This window comes from Nocardia inohanensis NBRC 100128 (genome assembly GCF_001612945.1).
GTDB classification, from domain to species: domain Bacteria; phylum Actinomycetota; class Actinomycetes; order Mycobacteriales; family Mycobacteriaceae; genus Nocardia; species Nocardia inohanensis.
Genome location: NZ_BDBK01000001.1, coordinates 752,488 through 769,141, shown reverse-complemented (window position 1 = coordinate 769,141; position 16,654 = coordinate 752,488). Strand labels below are relative to the sequence as shown.

General features: G+C 67.3%; 16 protein-coding genes. 7 read left to right on the top strand and 9 right to left on the bottom strand.

Annotation, left to right across the window (positions count from 1 at the left end):
- The 4 genes from ypfJ to NI1_RS37745 all read left to right on the top strand — a co-directional run bounded on the left by ypfJ (window position 1) and on the right by NI1_RS37745 (window position 3,526).
- The gene (ypfJ, locus tag NI1_RS03735) at window positions 1–924 is read left to right on the top strand and encodes a KPN_02809 family neutral zinc metallopeptidase (protein ID WP_067814008.1); all 924 of its coding nucleotides are present in this window, start codon (window positions 1–3) and stop codon (window positions 922–924) included.
- Window positions 925–1,101: 177 nt separating this feature from the next.
- A complete protein-coding gene (locus NI1_RS03730) occupies window positions 1,102–2,019 on the top strand; it encodes an SGNH/GDSL hydrolase family protein (RefSeq protein ID WP_067814006.1) in 918 nt (305 codons plus the stop codon).
- Window positions 2,016–3,269 (top strand): acyltransferase family protein, encoded by a 1,254-nt coding sequence (locus NI1_RS03725; protein ID WP_084522509.1) that lies wholly within the window; start codon window positions 2,016–2,018, stop codon window positions 3,267–3,269. The genes NI1_RS03730 and NI1_RS03725 overlap by 4 nt, the downstream gene beginning before the upstream one ends.
- 95 nt (window positions 3,270–3,364) lie before the next feature.
- Window positions 3,365–3,526, top strand: a complete 162-nt coding sequence (locus tag NI1_RS37745; protein WP_157534934.1) for a hypothetical protein — start codon at window positions 3,365–3,367, stop codon at window positions 3,524–3,526.
- A 33-nt stretch (window positions 3,527–3,559) separates the two neighbouring features.
- Here NI1_RS37745 and NI1_RS03720 read toward each other — a convergent pair whose 3' ends face one another.
- The 6 genes from NI1_RS03720 to NI1_RS03695 form a co-directional block, all read right to left on the bottom strand.
- On the bottom strand, window positions 3,560–4,564 hold the full coding sequence (locus tag NI1_RS03720; protein WP_067814004.1) for a PHP domain-containing protein: 1,005 nt from the start codon (window positions 4,562–4,564) through the stop codon (window positions 3,560–3,562).
- 61 nt (window positions 4,565–4,625) lie between these two features.
- A complete protein-coding gene (locus NI1_RS03715) occupies window positions 4,626–5,420 on the bottom strand; it encodes a class I SAM-dependent methyltransferase (RefSeq protein WP_067814002.1) in 795 nt (264 codons plus the stop codon).
- A 55-nt stretch (window positions 5,421–5,475) separates the two neighbouring features.
- Window positions 5,476–6,555: a 2-oxoacid:ferredoxin oxidoreductase subunit beta gene (locus NI1_RS03710; RefSeq protein WP_067814000.1), complete on the bottom strand. Its 1,080-nt coding sequence runs from the start codon at window positions 6,553–6,555 to the stop codon at window positions 5,476–5,478.
- Window positions 6,555–8,507, bottom strand: coding sequence for a 2-oxoacid:acceptor oxidoreductase subunit alpha (locus tag NI1_RS03705; RefSeq protein ID WP_067813997.1), 1,953 nt, complete (start codon window positions 8,505–8,507; stop codon window positions 6,555–6,557). Before NI1_RS03705 ends, NI1_RS03710 begins: the two co-directional genes overlap by 1 nt.
- Window positions 8,508–8,615: 108 nt before the next feature.
- Window positions 8,616–9,632, bottom strand: coding sequence for an Rv2578c family radical SAM protein (locus NI1_RS03700; protein WP_067815255.1), 1,017 nt, complete (start codon window positions 9,630–9,632; stop codon window positions 8,616–8,618).
- Between the two features lie 32 nt (window positions 9,633–9,664).
- A complete protein-coding gene (locus tag NI1_RS03695) occupies window positions 9,665–10,651 on the bottom strand; it encodes an NAD-dependent epimerase/dehydratase family protein (RefSeq protein ID WP_067813995.1) in 987 nt (328 codons plus the stop codon).
- A gap of 110 nt (window positions 10,652–10,761) precedes the next feature.
- On the opposite strand from NI1_RS03695, the gene NI1_RS03690 reads away from it, so the two are divergent.
- Window positions 10,762–11,118, top strand: coding sequence for a type VII secretion target (locus NI1_RS03690; protein WP_245663047.1), 357 nt, complete (start codon window positions 10,762–10,764; stop codon window positions 11,116–11,118).
- Window positions 11,115–12,701, top strand: coding sequence for a hypothetical protein (locus NI1_RS39795; RefSeq protein WP_067813991.1), 1,587 nt, complete (start codon window positions 11,115–11,117; stop codon window positions 12,699–12,701). Before NI1_RS03690 ends, NI1_RS39795 begins: the two co-directional genes overlap by 4 nt.
- Window positions 12,702–12,876: 175 nt before the next feature.
- Here NI1_RS39795 and NI1_RS03680 read toward each other — a convergent pair whose 3' ends face one another.
- The gene (locus NI1_RS03680) at window positions 12,877–13,626 is read right to left on the bottom strand and encodes an SDR family oxidoreductase (protein ID WP_067813989.1); all 750 of its coding nucleotides are present in this window, start codon (window positions 13,624–13,626) and stop codon (window positions 12,877–12,879) included.
- A 245-nt stretch (window positions 13,627–13,871) separates the two neighbouring features.
- On the opposite strand from NI1_RS03680, the gene NI1_RS03675 reads away from it, so the two are divergent.
- Window positions 13,872–14,744 (top strand): TIGR03619 family F420-dependent LLM class oxidoreductase, encoded by an 873-nt coding sequence (locus NI1_RS03675; protein WP_067813987.1) that lies wholly within the window; start codon window positions 13,872–13,874, stop codon window positions 14,742–14,744.
- On the opposite strand, the gene NI1_RS03670 is transcribed toward NI1_RS03675, so the two are convergent.
- On the bottom strand, window positions 14,741–15,745 hold the full coding sequence (locus NI1_RS03670; RefSeq protein WP_067815252.1) for a malate dehydrogenase: 1,005 nt from the start codon (window positions 15,743–15,745) through the stop codon (window positions 14,741–14,743). The two genes, NI1_RS03675 and NI1_RS03670, sit on opposite strands and share 4 nt — an antisense overlap.
- A 110-nt stretch (window positions 15,746–15,855) precedes the next feature.
- On the bottom strand, window positions 15,856–16,539 hold the full coding sequence (locus NI1_RS03665; RefSeq protein ID WP_169815533.1) for a hypothetical protein: 684 nt from the start codon (window positions 16,537–16,539) through the stop codon (window positions 15,856–15,858).
- Window positions 16,540–16,654 lie beyond the last annotated feature (115 nt).

Sequence of the window (16,654 nt, the reverse complement as noted above, 5' to 3'; positions counted from 1 at the left end):
ATGACCTTCAACGAGGGCCTGCAAATCGACCCGGACCGGGTCAGTGGCGGCAGTGGCGGACCGGGTATGGGCGGCGGGTTGGTACTCGGAGGCGGTGCGCTCGGTCTGGTGGCACTCGTGGTCTCCCTGCTGCTCGGCGGCGACCCGGGTTCGATTCTCGGCCAGTTCACCGGGGCCGACGGCAATACGTCACAGCAGGGCACCACTACTCCCGATCATTGCAAGACCGGCGCCGACGCCAACAAGTACGTCGACTGCCGCGTCATTCTCACCGTGCAGAGCCTCGACAATGTCTGGGGCACGGAACTGCCGAAGCAGACCAATCGCAAATACGTGGATCCGAAGGTGGTGCTGTTCTCCGGCGCGGTGAGCACCGGATGCGGCCGGGCCACCTCGGCGGTCGGTCCGTTCTACTGCCCCGCGGACACCACCGCCTACTTCGATACGAGTTTCTTCCAGGAACTCAAGGATCGGTTCGGTGCGAGCGGCGGGCCGCTGGCGCAGGAGTACGTGGTGGCGCACGAGTTCGGCCATCACATCCAGAACCTGCTCGGCGATATCAATCGCGCCCAGCGTGATCCGCAGGGACCGGAGTCCGGCGCCGTCCGCACCGAGCTCCAGGCCGACTGCTACGCGGGCGTCTGGGCCTATTACGCCGATAAGCTCCCCGCACCGGGAAGCAACACTCCGTTCTTGAAGACGTTGTCCGAGAACGATATTCGCGATGCGCTCTCGGCCGCCTCCGCGGTGGGCGACGACCGCATCCAGAAGGCGTCCACGGGGCGCGTGAATCCGGAGGGCTGGACGCACGGTTCGTCCGAGCAGCGGCAGAAGTGGTTCCTCGCCGGGTACAAGACCGGCCAGGTCAAATCCTGCGACACCTATAATGCGCGCGATCTGAACAATCCGACCGCGCTGCGCTGAGCACACCGTCTCCCTATGGCCCCGGTCCGATCGGACCGGGGCCGTACTGTCTGCCCTCGATTCCAGCGAATGCCCCGGCCTTTGACGGCTTGTGCGGATTCGGCCCGCGGGCGGCGAGCGCTATGTACACTCCCGCGAAGTGAAACGCTCGCCGTTCAATATGCGATTCGAGGTTAGATGAGGTTCCACACCCGAGGCGGACGGTCGCTCTGCGCCACCGCCGCGGCGGTCGCCATCGCGGCCACCATGTCCGGGGGCGTAAGTGCGGCGGCCGATCCCGCCGGGGGCAAAGAGCTTGTCGTACTGGGTGATTCGTTCACCGCCAACGACTGGGATCCACTGGCCGCCCAGCAGACCTGCCTGCGCGGCGACACCGCGTGGCCGGCACAGCTGAGCAGGCTGATGGGCATCCACGGCACCGACCAGGTCGCGGACCGATCCTGTGTGGGCGCCTCGATCGACACCGGCCCCGGCTACACCCTCGCCGTGGAGGCCCGCGAGGCCGACCAGGCGGGCGCGTTCGGGCCCAAAACCAAGCTGGTGACCATCCAGTTCGGGCTCAACGACCACTGGGGCGGCAGTCAGACGCGGCTGTGGGATGCCATGCGGGACTGCGTGTTCAACCTGGAGGACGGGTGTGACACCGACGCGGTCAGCGCCGGGCGCATGCCCGACTCGCACACCATCTCGGGCGCGGCCTACGCCGACCGGATCCGCAATGTGGTGACCTACATCCGGTATTACGCACCCAATGCGCGCATCGTGCTGGTCGGCTACCCGGAGGTGGTGCAGTCCACCGCGGACGCGGTCTGCCTCGACTTCTTCGGTTTCGTGCCGTTCGTGCAGCCGCGCGGGCGGACCATCGTCGAATCCTTCAACCGGATCGATGCCGCGCAACGTGAAGCGGCGCAACGACTGAACCTCGAATTCCTCGATGCGCGCGCGCTGACGGCCGGGCACGGGCTGTGCTCGGCGGAGCCGTGGGTGAACGGGGTGTTCTCGCCGGGCGGCAAGATCGACGGCCTGCCTTTCCACCCCTCCCCCGCCGGTGACGCGGTGGTCGCCAAGGCACTCGAAGAACGGTATGGGCGATGACCATCACTCCCGAGGCGGCCGCATCGGCCGGCCAGCGCAGCACTGTGGCCCCGGCGGAGCGGCCCGCCACGTCGTCCCGCCCCGCGCTGCCGTCGCTGACCGGCGCGCGCTGGTGGGCGGCGTTCGCGGTATTCGTGTTGCACGCCTTGGTTTTCCTGCCGGTCTATCCGTTCCAGAAGTCGGAGCTGTTCCGCCACATCCACCAGTGGATTCCGATGCAGCTGGGCGCGGCGGGTGTCACCTTCTTCTTCGTGCTTTCCGGGTTCATCATCTACTGGTCGTTCAAGCCCGGCATGTCGGTGACCGGGTTCTATCGCCGGCGAGTGCTGAAGATCTATCCGACCCATCTGCTGGCGGCGGCCGCGTTCATCGTGGTGGCGAGCGTGCCGCTGTCCCGGCTGATCGTGTGGGTGCCGAACCTGCTGCTGGTGCACACCTGGGTACCGAAGTCGACCACCGTCGGCGGGCTGAACGTGCCCGCCTGGTCACTGGCCGCGGAAATGCTTTTCTACCTGAGCTTTCCGCTGATCCTGCCGCTCGTCATGCGCATCCCGACCCGGCGGCTGCTGCTGGCGATGGGCGTGCTCATGCTCGGTATCGTGGCGCTGCACACGGCGTACTTCCTGTGGGTGGACGGACCGAAGGGCATCGCGAATGCCTTTGCGCCCCGGCTGGTTCCGGGCGACAACTCGCCCTACTACGAACTGCACGCCTCCCCCGCCTGGTTCGTGCAGCCGAATATCCCGGTGTCGCTGTCGTATTGGCTCAGCTACACCTTCCCGCTCTCGCGACTGCCGGAGTTCTTCCTGGGCGTGCTGGCCGCGCGGATGGTGCTCGAGGGTCGTTGGCGCAATACGCGCATGACCTGGCCGTTGCTGGCTTTGGTCGTCGCGTACGCCGCGACCTGGGTGGTGCCGGTGAACTACAAGATGTCGGTGCTGCTGCTGGCCCCGATGACGGCGGTGGTGGCGACGCTGGCGGCCCGTGACCTGGCGGGCATCCGCGGCCTGAATTCGCATCCGCGCATGGTGTGGCTGGGCAATGTGTCCTTCGCCTTCTACCTGATCCAGTTCCCGGTCATGGTGGTGGTGACCCGATACCTGATCGGCGGCAAGCAGTTCGGGATCCTGGGCTGGGCCGGATTCGCGTTGCTGAGCCTGGTCGTCGCGACCGCGATCGCGGCGGCGCTGTACCACTGGGTCGACCTGCCGATCATGCGCCGCTTCGCCCGTCCGAAACCGCGCGCCTGACACTACCGCCGATGCACTGCCCCTGCGGCGGCCGTTCCCTGCCACATCACGAGATCGTTTGGGGCGCAGGCGAATCAGTGATCCATAATCGGTAGGTGGTCAAGGGTTATCCCGTGAAGCACCTGCTGTTCCTGGTGATCACGGTTCTCGTAACAGCATCGGTTTTCGACTATGCCCGGTCGGCAGGGCATGAAGCCGTCGTCATCGTGGCAGGCATCCTGGTGATCATCACGCTCATCGGCAAAGTGGTCACCTGACGGCGCGAATCCCCTGCGCCCCAACCATTCCGGTCAACTCGCGGTCCAGGCCAGCAGCTCGTCCACCGCCCAGGTATTGACCACCCGTTCGACCGGCACCCCGTTGTCCATGGCCCGCTGTGCGCCGTACCCGAGGAAGTCGAGCTGCCCCGGCGCGTGCGCGTCGGTGTCGATCGCGAAGTCGCACCCGATCTCCAGCGCCAGTTTCAGCAACCGCGTCGGCGGATCCCGCCGCTCCGGCCTCGAATTGATCTCCACAGCCGTCCCGTACTCCCGGCACGCCGTGAACACCCGCTCCGCATCGAACTGCGACTCGGCCCGTGTCCCCCGGCCCCCCTCCACCAGCCGCCCCGTGCAATGCCCGAGCACATCCGTATGCGGATTCGCCACCGCCGCAACCATCCGCTTCGTCATCGCAGCCGCATCCATCTTCAACTTCGAGTGCACGCTAGCCACCACGACGTCGAGCCGCTCCAGCAGCTCAGGTTCCTGATCGAGCGACCCGTCATCGAGAATGTCGACCTCGATCCCGGTAAGAATCCGCATCGGCGCGAACTGCTCCCGCAACCCATCGATCACCTCGAGTTGCTCCCGCAGCCGCTGCGGCGACAACCCATTGGCCACCGTCAGCCGCGGCGAATGATCGGTCAGCGCACAGTACTCATGCCCCAACTCACGGGCCGCCCCCATCATCTCCGCAATCGGCGCCGACCCATCCGACCAATTCGAATGAACATGCAAATCCCCCTTCAGCGCCGCCCGCATCCCCCCACCCCCCAAATCCCCGGCCGCACCCCGCAAAGCCACCAGCACATCCGGCTCCCGCCCCGCCCAAGCCTGCGCGATCACCTCCGCCGTCTTAGGCCCGATCCCCCGCAACGACTGCCACCCATTGGAAGCCCCCAACCGCTCCCGCTCCCCCACATCCAACCGCTCCACAATGTCGGCAGCGTTCCGATAGGCCATAACCCGCCTGGCCTCCTCCCGGGCACGATCCTTGTAGAACGCGATCTGACGCAAAGCGACGACAGGGTCCATAACTCCAGTGTGCGCGCCCCGTCCAACCGGGTGGGGTGGCCGGCGAGACGCTGATCCGGCTTCAAGTCCTGGTGGCTGTCAGGACCTCCAGCGTGACGGGCTCGGTGAAGTGGCCGGTGGGTTCGATGGTGAGGAGGGTGTCGGTGAGGGTGGCTTCGAAGGCGGGGCGACGGTCACCTAGTAGTTCGAGGAGGGGTAGGGAGGTCGAGTAGAGGTAGCCGAGGGCTTGTTCGAGGGTCCAGGGGCGTTGGAATTCGTAGAGTCGTCGATTCACGCGGGGGAAGGGTGAATCGGCCAGGACTTGTTCGTGGGTGCGATCGGGAGTGGCTGTGGGAGCCGGTCCGTGCTGGTGGTCCGGTGGGAGGAAGCGGCGTTGGATGTCCTCGATGGCTTGCTGCCAGGGGGTGGACGGGCAGACCAGGCAGCTGTCGTTGGCGATGATCAGGGTGCCGGCGGGGTCGACCATTTCGTCGAGAGCGGTGAGGACTTGGTCTCGATGCATCCAGTGGAATGAGCGGCCCATGGTGACGTGGGTGAAGTGAGCTGGATCGGCGGGGAGGTCGGCTGAATTGCCTTTTACCCAAACCACATTGGTGAGGCCGAGGTTGTTCGCTTGCCGGGCGGCTTCGCTGAGCATTTCAGGTTCGGGGTCCATGCCGACCGCTTCGGTGACGTGGGGTGCGAGTGGGAGGGTCAATTGGCCTGTCCCGCAACCTAGATCGAGGAGGCGGCTGGGGCCGGTGAGATGCAGGTGGTGGATCAGGTCGTCGAGGAAGGCTTGCGGGTAGCCCGGTCGGTAGCGCGCGTAATGCCAGGCGGTGCCCGCGAACAGTCCTTCGCCGCGGGGGACTTTCATCGTGTGCGGTCCGTTCGTCGAGCGGCGTGCCGACCGTAGCCGCGGAATTGAAACGTCAGCTGACCGTCCAGGTTTCGGGGCCGGTGAGCAGGGATTGCAGGGAGTTCTCGGTTACCGGTTCGGCCTCGGCCGCGGTTTCGAGTTGGGCGCGGACGCCGTCGTCGTAGGTGGGGCGGGTGACACTGCGGAAGACGCCCGTCACTACGCGGGAGAGGTCCTGGTCGGAGAGGCGGGAGAGGGCGTAGGCGTATTCGGGGTCGTCGCTGTAGGCGTCGTGAATGACGATGTCGGATTCGGCGACGGTGCCGGTGTCTGCTACGCGGAGGCCGAAACCGCTTCGGACGACGGCGAATTCGTTGTCGGCGCCGAAGCGGATGGGCCGGCCGTGGTGCAGGCGGATGAGGTGGGATTCGGCGTTCTCGCGGCGGAGGGCGTCGAAGGAGCCGTCGTTGAAGATGGGGCAGTCCTGGAGGATTTCGACGAAGGAGGTGCCGCGGTGTTCGGCGGCGGCGCGCAGTACTTCGTTGAGGCCGGCGCGGTCGGAGTCGAGGGCGCGGGCGGCGAAGGTGGCTTCGGCGCCCAGGGCGATCGAGAGGGTGTTGAAGGGGTGGTCGACCGAACCCATGGGGGTGGATTTGGTGACCTTGCCGGTTTCGGAGGTGGGTGAGTACTGGCCTTTGGTGAGACCGTAGATCCGGTTGTTGAACAACAGGATTGTCATGTTCACATTGCGGCGCAGCGCGTGGATGAGGTGATTGCCGCCGATGGACAGCGCGTCGCCGTCACCGGTCACCACCCAGACCGACAGGTCGGGACGGGTCACCGCCATACCGGTGGCGATGGCCGGTGCGCGCCCGTGGATCGAGTGAATCCCGTACGCCTCCAGGTAATACGGGAACCGGCTCGAGCAGCCGATCCCGGAGACGAACATCAGGTTCTCGCGTTCGAGGCCGAGTTCGGCCAGGAATCCGCGCACGGTGGCGAGGATGACGTAGTCACCGCAGCCGGGGCACCAGCGCACCTCTTGATCGGTGGTGTAGTCCTTGGCTTTCTGCGGCCGGTCGGTGGTGGGCACGCCGGACAGGCCGGTGAGCCCGAGATCGGTTCCGACGAGCGGGTTTTCGAGAATGGTCATCACTTACCCCCTGAGGTGCGGTAGGTGGCCCGCGCACGAGCGGTGAAGGCTTTGGTCTGTTCCATCTCCGCGATATCGCCGTCCAGCGCCGCGTCGATCACACCGACCAGTTCCTGTGCGGAGAAGGCGGTTCCGGCGACCTTGGTCCACGGCTGCACGTCGACGAGATACCGGGCGCGCAGCAGCATGGCCAGCTGACCGCCGTTCATTTCCGGGCAGACGACGGTGCGATAGCGGCGGAGCACCTCACCGAGGTTGGGCGGGAACGGGTTCAGATGCCGCAGATGCGCCTGCGCGACCGGAACGCCACGCCGCCGCGCCCGCCGGCACGCCTCGCCGATCGGCCCGTAGGAACTCCCCCATCCGATGAGCAGCAGTTCGGCGCGCCCGCTCGGATCATCGACTGCCAGCTCCGGCACGGCGATCCCGTCGATCTTGGCCTGCCGCAACCGCACCATGAGTTCGTGATTGGCCGGTTCGTAGGAGATATTGCCCGAGCCGTCGGCCTTTTCGAGCCCGCCGATGCGATGCGCGCGCCCCTTGGTGCCGGGCACCGCCAGCGGCCGGGCTAGGGTCTCGGGATCGCGGGCATACGGCTGGAACGAATCCCCTTCGGCGGCAGCGGGTTCGAACGCCGGATCGATCGGCGCCAGGTCGGTGACCTGCGGAATCGCCCACGGCTCCGAACCGTTGGCAATGGATCCGTCGGACAGCAGCAGCACCGGCGTGCGATAGGTCAGCGCGATCCGCGCCGCCTCCACCGCGGTATCGAAGCAGTCCGCGGGCGAGCGCGGCGCGAGCACCGGCACCGGCGATTCACCGTTGCGCCCGTACAACGCCTGCAACAGATCGGCCTGCTCGGTCTTGGTCGGCAGCCCGGTCGAGGGCCCGCCGCGCTGCACATCGATGATCAGCAGCGGCAATTCGGTCATCACCGCCAGCCCGATGGTCTCGCTCTTGAGCGCCAGCCCCGGCCCGGACGTGCTGGTCACCCCGAGCGCCCCGCCCAGCGAAGCCCCCAGCGCCGCACCGATTCCGGCGATCTCGTCTTCGGCCTGGAACGTCGTCACACCGAAGTTCTTGTGCTTGCTCAGCTCATGCAGGATGTCCGAGGCGGGCGTGATCGGATACGTCCCCAGAAATACCGGCAATCCGGACAATTGCCCGGCGGTGACAATCCCATAGGCGAGGGCGGTATTACCGGTGATCTGCCGATACGTCCCCGTCGGCAGCGTCGCGGGCGCGACCTCATAGGTGGTGGCGAACGCCTCGGTGGTTTCGCCGTAATTCCATCCCGCCCGGAATGCGAGGATATTCGCTTCGGCCACATCCGGTTTCGACGCGAATTTTTCCCGCATGAACTGTTCGGTGCCGCCGAGCGGCCGCCCGTACATCCAGGACAGCAATCCCAGCGCGAACATATTCTTCGCCCGCTGCCCATCCTTTTTGCCCACACCGGTCGGTTCGGTCGCCCCGAGCGTCAGCGATGTCATCGGCACCCGGTGCACCACGAAATCGGTCAGCGTCTCATCGCTGAGCGGATCACCGGCATACCCGACCTTGGCCAGATTGCGTTTGGTGAATTCGTCGGTATTGACGATCACCATGGCCCCGCGCGCGAGATCCTCCAGGTTCGCCTTGAGTGCCGCCGGATTCATCGCCACCAGCACATCGGGCTGGTCACCGGCGGTGAGGATGTCGTAGTCGGCGATCTGGATCTGAAACGACGAGACGCCGGGCAGGGTGCCCTGGGGCGCTCGGATCTCGGCGGGGAAATTCGGCTGGGTGGCGAGATCGTTGCCGAATGCGGCGGCCTCGTGGGTGAAGCGGTCACCGGTGAGCTGCATACCGTCACCCGAATCCCCCGCGAAGCGAATTACGACCCTTTCCAATTTCTCGGTGGGGCCGCCGTTTTCGTGGGCCGCCACCGAGTGGTCACGCTGCGAAACCATGCGCCTGCATCACTTCCTCGTCAGTGTGAGGTACCAACGCCAAACTACTCCGCCTTATTCGCGACACGCCTGCGAAGTTAGCGGTTGAAGCAGGAATCTCGGCCGGTTTCAGGCGAAAAGCGCCAGTTGCCGGTCGTCAGGGTGCGATGGGCCGGAACGAACTCCGGGCTCGTTCGGCCGTTCGCGGTTCAAGCGGTGTTTCTCCAGCAACGGCTCGATACGGCCGCGTAGCCACGCAGAATACTCCGGGGTGACCGAAGTTCCCCGACCATACAGTTGCCGGTAGCGTCGCAGCAGCGCCGGGTGGGTTTCGGCGAGCCAGTTCAGGAACCAGCCGCGAGTGGAACCGCGCAGGTGCATGGGGAAGGCGACCACACTCGCCGCGCCGGCGTCGGCGATCGCGCCGAACAGCTCGTCGAGCTGCGTGCTCGAATCGGTGAGGTACGGAATGACCGGCGCCACCATGACATTCACGGCGAATCCGGCATCGGCGAGGGAGCTGATCAGGTCCAGCCGCGCTCGCGGCGAGGGCGTGCCGGGTTCGAGACTGCGCTGTAGATCGGCATCGAGCATGGCCAGCGATACCGCCAAATGCACCGGCACCTGCTGCGCGGCCTGGGTGAGCAGCGGCAGATCCCGCCGCATGAGCGTGCCTTTGGTGAGAATCGAGAACCCGGTCCCGGATTCGGCGAGCGCGCCGATGATGCCCGGCATCAACCGGTAGCGCCCCTCGGCGCGCTGGTAGGGATCCGTATTCGAGCCCAGCGCAACGGTTTCCCGCCGCCACGACCGCTTGTGCAGCTCCTTGCGCAGGATCGGCACCACATTGGTCTTGACCACGATCTGCGAGTCGAAGTCCGCGCCCGCGTCGAGATCCAGATACTCGTGGGTGGGGCGGGCGAAGCAGTACCGGCAGGCGTGCGAACAGCCGCGCATGGGGTTCACCGTCCAGTTGAACGGCAGTGAACCCCCGTCGGGCATCTTGTTCAGCGCGCTCTTACACAGCACCTCGTGGAAGGTGATGCCCTCGAATTCGGGCGTCTGTACGCTGCGTACGAAACCGGCACGTTCGAGCCCGGGCAGCGCGCCGTCATCGGCGTCCAGGGTCTGGCTTTGCCATCGCACCACCCAAGTCGAACATCTGTTCTATCGAACTGTCAAGCGATCTTCTGCGTGTCGGCGGTGATGGTCGCACCGTTGTAGAAGGCCATCAGGTCGCGAATGGTCTCCTCGGCCGGGCGCGGCCGGTAGCCGAGCTCCGCGGTGGCCTTGTCGTGTTCGACGATCGGCGCGGAGAGCAGCGCGCCCATGGACGCCTTGGAGATGCGGTCGGAGCCGAAAGCCTTGGCGGCGGGCTCGAGCACCGGCATCAGCGCGTCGATGACCTTGGCCGGAATCGCGAAGGCGGGCTTGAGCTTTCCGTTGATGGTCGCCGCGAGGCGGGTGGCCGCCAGCATCTCGGTGAAGTGCCCACCGAGCAGGTAGTTCTCGCCGGTCTTGCCGCGCTCGCCCGCGAGCACCAGGCCCTGCGCCACATCGCGCACGTCGACCAGGTCGAAGCCGCCGGAGATCATGACCGGCACCCGCCCGCGACCGGCGTCGCGCAGGGTGACGTTGATGCGCGAGTCGGTGTTGTCGACCGGCCCGTACACCCCGGTCGGGTTGCAGATCACCGCGTCCAGACCGGTCTCGATGACCTTGCGCAGCTCGATCTCGCCCTGCCATTTGGAGCGGTCGTACACCGGCAGATCCGGATTCACCGATCGCGGCGAACGCTCGTTGATCCGCCCGCCGCAGCTGTACTGGTTGAACGCGTGAATGGAACTGGTGTGCACCATGCGCCGCACGCCGACCGCCTTGGCGGCCTCGGCGACCACGCGCACGCCCTCGGTGTTGACCCGCCACGCGAGATCGTTCTTGTGGGCGAGGGTGATCAGTGCGACCAGGTGGTAGACCACCTCGGCGCCGTCCAGGGTCTTGCGCATGGACGCGGGGTCCAGCACATCGCCGCTGAGCCAGGTGACACCCGGCTGCGCCGCACCCTGCACACGATCGATGGCGGTGACCTCGTGGCCCCGATCCGTAAGCAGGCGAAGCAAATTGGTGCCAAGGAAGCCGGCGGCGCCGGTGACTGCGACCTTCATGTGATGAAGAATATAGAACTTGTTCTAATTTGCAACCACGGTTCGGCCACGGAGTGTGGCGCACTCGGCACGCCGAGGTAGACGCCCGATGCGATATATTCCCTGTTCGCATGTCCACGACGATTTGGGGGGCACTCATGGCCGATCTGTCGGTCGATACCGAAGCGGTCCGGACCTTCGCCGCGGCACAGGACGGCGTCGCCGCCGACATCGCGGGCGCGGGCGGCCTGGACACCGTATCCCACGTGGCCGCGATGACCCCGGCCTTCGGGCTGATCGGCGCGGACTTCCTGGCCAGCTTCGCGGTGGCCGAGCTGCTGCACGACAAGGACATCAACGCGCTCTCGGGACGCTTCGCCGAGATCGGGCAGGCGGCCTTCGGATCCGCCGGGGCGTACGAGGCCACCGATGGCGATTTCGCCGCCGGGCTGGGCAATGTCGCGGGCGGCCTCGGGGAGCTCGCATGAGCATCGGTGAATCCGGCGTGATCGGCTCGGTGCCCGCGCAGGCACCTGCCCCTGCCGCACCGGCCGCCGTCCTGGACCCCACCGGCATCTTCCCGAATCTGCCGCTGGGACAGCTCCCCGATGCGGTAGCACCCTTCGAACCGCCCGCATTCGCCTTGTCCCGCAAGGAGTTCGAGCAGGGATCGTCCCCGCTGTCCGGCGGCCTCCCGCACGGTATGCCGGGCGGCGCGCGCGGCGCGGACACCGTCGCGGCCTCGGTCTCCGATGGCGCTTTCGACGGCGCGCACGGCGTGCTCACCGGGGCCCAGCAGGCCCTCACCGACGCCCAGGGTGTCCTCGGCGACGCGCATTCGGCGCTGAACGATGCCCAGTCCGCGCTGCACAACGCCCCCGCCGCCTTCGCCGCCGCGCAGTCGGCGCTGGTCCAGGCCGCCGCGAACCTGCCCACCCTCCCCGCGCTCTCCGCCGACCCGGTCGGGGACCTGATGAAGGGCCTCGCCCTCCCCGCGATCCCCGGCATGGACGTGCTGTTCCAGCCGTTCCAGCAGCTGCTCAACAGTTTCGGCACCGGCGTGCTCGGCTCGTTCAACCCCGCCACACTGCTCAGCCAGGGCTCCAAGTTCATCGAGAGCGCCGTCTCGGTCGGCACCGGCGCGCTCAAGACCGTCGAGAGCCTCTGGCAGGGCAAGGCGTCGCAGAGCGCGCAGTCCGCCGGGCAGCAGGCGCAGAACCACGGCGAGGAGACCGCCCAGCGCGGTTTCGATCTCTCCGCGCTCACCGAGCAGGCCGCCGCCATCGTGCAGCGCGGCAATATCGAGCTCACCGCCATCGTGCAGTCCTTCGTCGCGCAGGCCACCGCGCTGGCACCGGTCATCCTGACCCCGCCCGCGCAGACCGCGCTCATCGCCTCGGCGACCGAGCATCTGGCCTCGGCGATCACGGTCGTGAACACCACCCGTGGCGAACTCGCCGCTCCCACAGCGCAACTCAACGGCATCATCGGCCAGTTGATGGGTCAGTCGGGCGGCGCCAACCCGGCGGATGTCGCCAAATCCCTCGCCGAGAACGTCGGCCAGCCGATCCTGGAGCAGGCCAAGAGCCTGCTGGAATCCGGCCTCCAGTCCGGCGGCGCCGGCGGCACGGGCACCGGCGACGGTAAACCTTCGGGCACCGATCCCGACACCATGGCCGCGGGCCTGGGCGGAGGCGGCGGCGCGGGTGGCGGCGGCGGTGGCGGCGGCGGTATCGGCGGCGTCGGCGGGCTGTCCTCGCAGCCCGGCGGCCCCGGTTCGTCCATCCCCGGCGGCAAAGCCGCTGCGGGCGCGGCGAATCCGTTCGGCTCCGGATTGCCAGGCATGGCGGGTGCGGGAGCCGCGGCCGGCTCGGGCTTCATGGGCTCCCCCGCCGCGGCGGGCGCGGGCCGTGGCGGCGGCTCCGATGCGGAGCACTCCCGTTCGGTGCAGCCGTATCAGAACGTCTCCGGCGAAAGCGAACTCACCGGCAATCTCGGTGCCGCGTCGCCGGGCGTGATCGGCCGGCCCGAGGAAGAAGCCACCGGCGACTACGAATCCGACCAGGTCTGACCGACCCGGAAAAGAGTGATGCCGTGGCGAACGGAGTAGCTGCTCCGCCGCCACGGCATCGAGTGGGGCCGACACTACGGATGTACACCCCGCGGGCTACCGACCACCGTTCGTGGGCCCGGTTGTGCCGGGCTCGCCGAATCTCTGTGTCTTCAGTTGTACCAAAACTTTTCGATCAGACCGCGCTCGGGCGGGCCTGAGCGTCGGTGCCGCCGTCGATGACGAACTGCGCGCCGTGAATGAAACCGGCCTGCGGACCGAGCAGATACGTGATGAGCGAAGCGATTTCGCCCGGTTCGCCATTGCGGCCGATCGGTGAGGTGAAGTTGCGGATGGCCTCGCCGTAGCGCGGGTCGTCGAGACCGGCTCGCAGCAAAGGCGTATCGACCGATCCGGGCGCGACGGTGTTGAGCCGCACCCCCGCCGCACCCCATTCGACGGCGCGCTGACGCACCGCGACGGTGACCGCGTTCTTGGAGGCGGCATAGGCGTAGGAGCCCGCGTAATCGCCGGCGGCGGCGAAGGCTTCGGCCTCGGCGCCCTTGGCGATCGGGTTCTCCTCCCATTTGATGTGGGTGGAGGCGACCGACGAAACCACCACTGCCGCAGGGTTTTCGCCCTTTTGCAAGGCGGGCAGCAAGGCGTCGAGCAGGGCGACGGTGGCCCGGTAGTTGATCTCCACGACGAAGTTCGGGTCCGGTACCTGCGGGCCGACACCGGCGCAGAGCACCAGTCCGTCGAGCACACCGCCGCAGCGCTCCAGGATCGCCTCGACGGCCGCCGCGCGCACGGCGGGATCGGTGAGGTCACCGGTCACGTCGGCATTGCGCAGATCGATGCCGATGATGTCGTGTCCGGCGGCCCGCAGGGCGGCGGCGGTGGCCGCGCCGATACCCGAGGCCGAGCCCGTGATGGCGATCGTCATGTGCCCATAGAACAAGATCCAGAATCCCGAAGCAACCCCGTCGGCGGCGGATCTCGGTTAGCGGGACGGCTACGCCCCGGCGGTCCCGGTGTGCGGTACCACTGTCTAAATCGCCCTGCGCTTTCGACCGCGCCGGGGCGCGGATCAGAGGTTCCGCTGCCGGTCCGCGAGCTTGCGGCTAGCATCAGCAGCACAACTAGAATCTGTTCTAGTTTTCGCACTGCTCACTGTCGAGAGGACGATCGATGCGCTTCACCTACGCCGAGGCGATGACCAATCCGGACTACTACGTCCCGCTGGCGCAGGCTGCCGAGGCCGCGGGTTTTCACAGCATCACCATCGCCGACAGCATCGCCTATCCGGCCGAATCGGATTCCAAGTATCCGTACAACGCCGACGGCAATCGCGAGTTCCTCGACGGCAAGCCGTTCATCGAGACCTTCGTACTGTCGGCGGCCATCGCGGCGGCCACCACCACGCTGCGGCTGACCCCGTTCGTGCTCAAACTGCCCATCCGCCCGCCGGTGCTGGTGGCCAAGCAGGCCAGTTCGCTTGCCCGCCTGAGCAACAACCGTTTCGCGCTCGGCGTGGGCATCAGCCCGTGGCCGGAGGATTTCCAGATCATGGGCGTGCCGTTCGAGAAGCGCGGTAAGCGCCTGGACGAGTGCATCGAGATCGTGCGCGGGCTCTCCACCGGTGAGTACTTCGAGTACCACGGCGAGTTCTATGACATTCCCAAGATCAAGATGACCCCGGCTCCGACCGAGCCGCTGCCGATCCTGATCGGCGGGCACAGCGATGCCGCGCTCAAGCGCGCGGTCCGCCTGTGCGACGGCTGGATGCACGCCGGCGGCAATGCCGACGATCTGGAGAAGTACCTGGCCCGGATCAACGAATTGCGCAGCGAGCGTGACAATCCCGGCGAGTTCGAGATCCACGCCGTATCCCTGGACGCCTACACCCCGGACGGGGTCAAGCGCCTGGAGGAGAAGGGCATCACCGACGCCATCGTCGGGTTCCGCAACTCCTACGCCAAGGAGCAGGACACGGAGTCCCTGGAGGACAAGATCACCAAGATCAAGTGGTACGGCGACAATGTGATCGCCAAACTGAGCTAGACCTGCTTGGCGAAGCCGAGCTCGATCACCGCGTCGCGCTCGGCTTCCAGCTCCGCCACGCTGAGATCGATACGCGCCCTGGAGAATTCGCCGATCGCCAGATCCGGCACGATGGTGTATTCACCGTTCGCGCAGGTGACCGGGAACGAGCTGATGAGCCCCTCGGGGACCCCGTAGGACCCGTCCGACGGGACCGCCATCGACACCCACTCCCCCGGCGCGGTGCCCAGGGCCCAATCGTGGATGTGATCGATGGCCGCGCTCGCCGCGCTGGCCGCCGAGGAAGCGCCGCGCGCCTTGATGATCGCGGTGCCGCGCTGCTGCACGGTCGGAATGAAATCCGCTGCCAGCCAGGCCCGGTCGCCGATCAGGTCGAGCGCGGGCTCGCCGTTCACGGTGGCGTGGAACAGATCCGGATACTGCGTGGCCGAGTGATTGCCCCAGATCGCGATCCGGTGGATATCGGCCGCCGCCGCCCCGGTTCGCTTGGCCACCTGCGCGATCGCGCGATTGTGGTCCAGGCGGGTCAAGGCCGTGAACCGCCCGGCGGGCACATCCGGCGCATTGCTCATGGCGATGTAGGCATTGGTGTTGGCCGGATTCCCCACGACCAGCACCTTCACATCCTCGGCCGCATTGGCATTGATGGCCGCGCCCTGATCGGTGAAGATCGGCCCGTTGGCGGCGAGCAGATCGCCGCGCTCCATGCCCGCGGTCCGCGGCCGCGCCCCGACCAGCAGCGCCACGTTCGCGCCATCGAACCCCACCCACGGATCATCGGAGATATCGATCCCCGCCAGCAGCGGGAACGCCCCGTCCTCGAGCTCCATGGCCACGCCTTCGAGCGAGGAGACCGCGGCCGGAATCTCCAACAGCCGCAACTTCACCGGAGTATCGGGCCCGAGCAGCGCACCGGAGGCGATCCGGAACAGCAATCCGTAGGCGATCTGGCCGGCGGCGCCGGTCACGGTGACGGTCACGGGACGAGCGGCACTGCTCACGTCGAACTCCTCGCATCGGGCGTGGTCGAACACTCCGTAAACCACCCTATCGACCGCTCACCGCCGGATCCCAGCCGTCGTGAGCAACCAGACACTCGCCCGCTCGCGAGCTATCGCACCAGCTCCGCGATATCGGCATCGGAGAGCACCACCGAGGAGACCGCGTCCCGGTCCCGCACCAGCCGCGCCGCGCGATACAGCGGTCGTTCCTCGGCGACCGCGTCCCGCGCCTCCGCCCGCAACTGCCGCACCAGCAGCTCCGATACGGCCAAGGCCGGCACCAGCGCACAGGAGGAGAGCGCGTCGGCGAGCTTGCGCAGCCCGAGGATGTGCAGTTCGCGCCCGCTGCCGGAGTCGGTGTACATGGCCAGCGGCACGATCCGCACATCGGGCCCGGCGGTGGCGCGCAAGACGACCCGGCTCAGCCGTCCGGGATAGACCAGGATCTCGACCCCGGTCGCCGCCGCCAAATCCAGGCGATGCTCACCGGTCCAGGTCCGCGCCCGAATCTCGGTGCCCGCCAACCGGATTCGCCGCCGCTGCACCGCCACCGCGTACAGCGCGGTGGGCGCGCCGATCACCACTCCGGCCGCGACGGCCACCGGCCAGCTCACCACCAGCGCCAGCAGCAACCCCACCCCGATGCCGACGCCCAGTGCCGCCAGCGCCAGCCGCCGCAGCGCGGGCGCGTACATCTCGGGAGCGATCAGGTCGAGCCCGACCTCGGCGGCGGGCTCGGATTTGCCTTGTTCGTTCACGGCCACACATTCGTCCAGGTCGGGATGGGTGCACATCCGGTGTGAGCCACCGGCCCACGCACCGCAGGGCACGCTACCAGGATCGGTACCCGCACACCGGGATTCACGGACAGGGCGGTGCCCCGGACGACTCGCCCGGGGCACGGCGTTT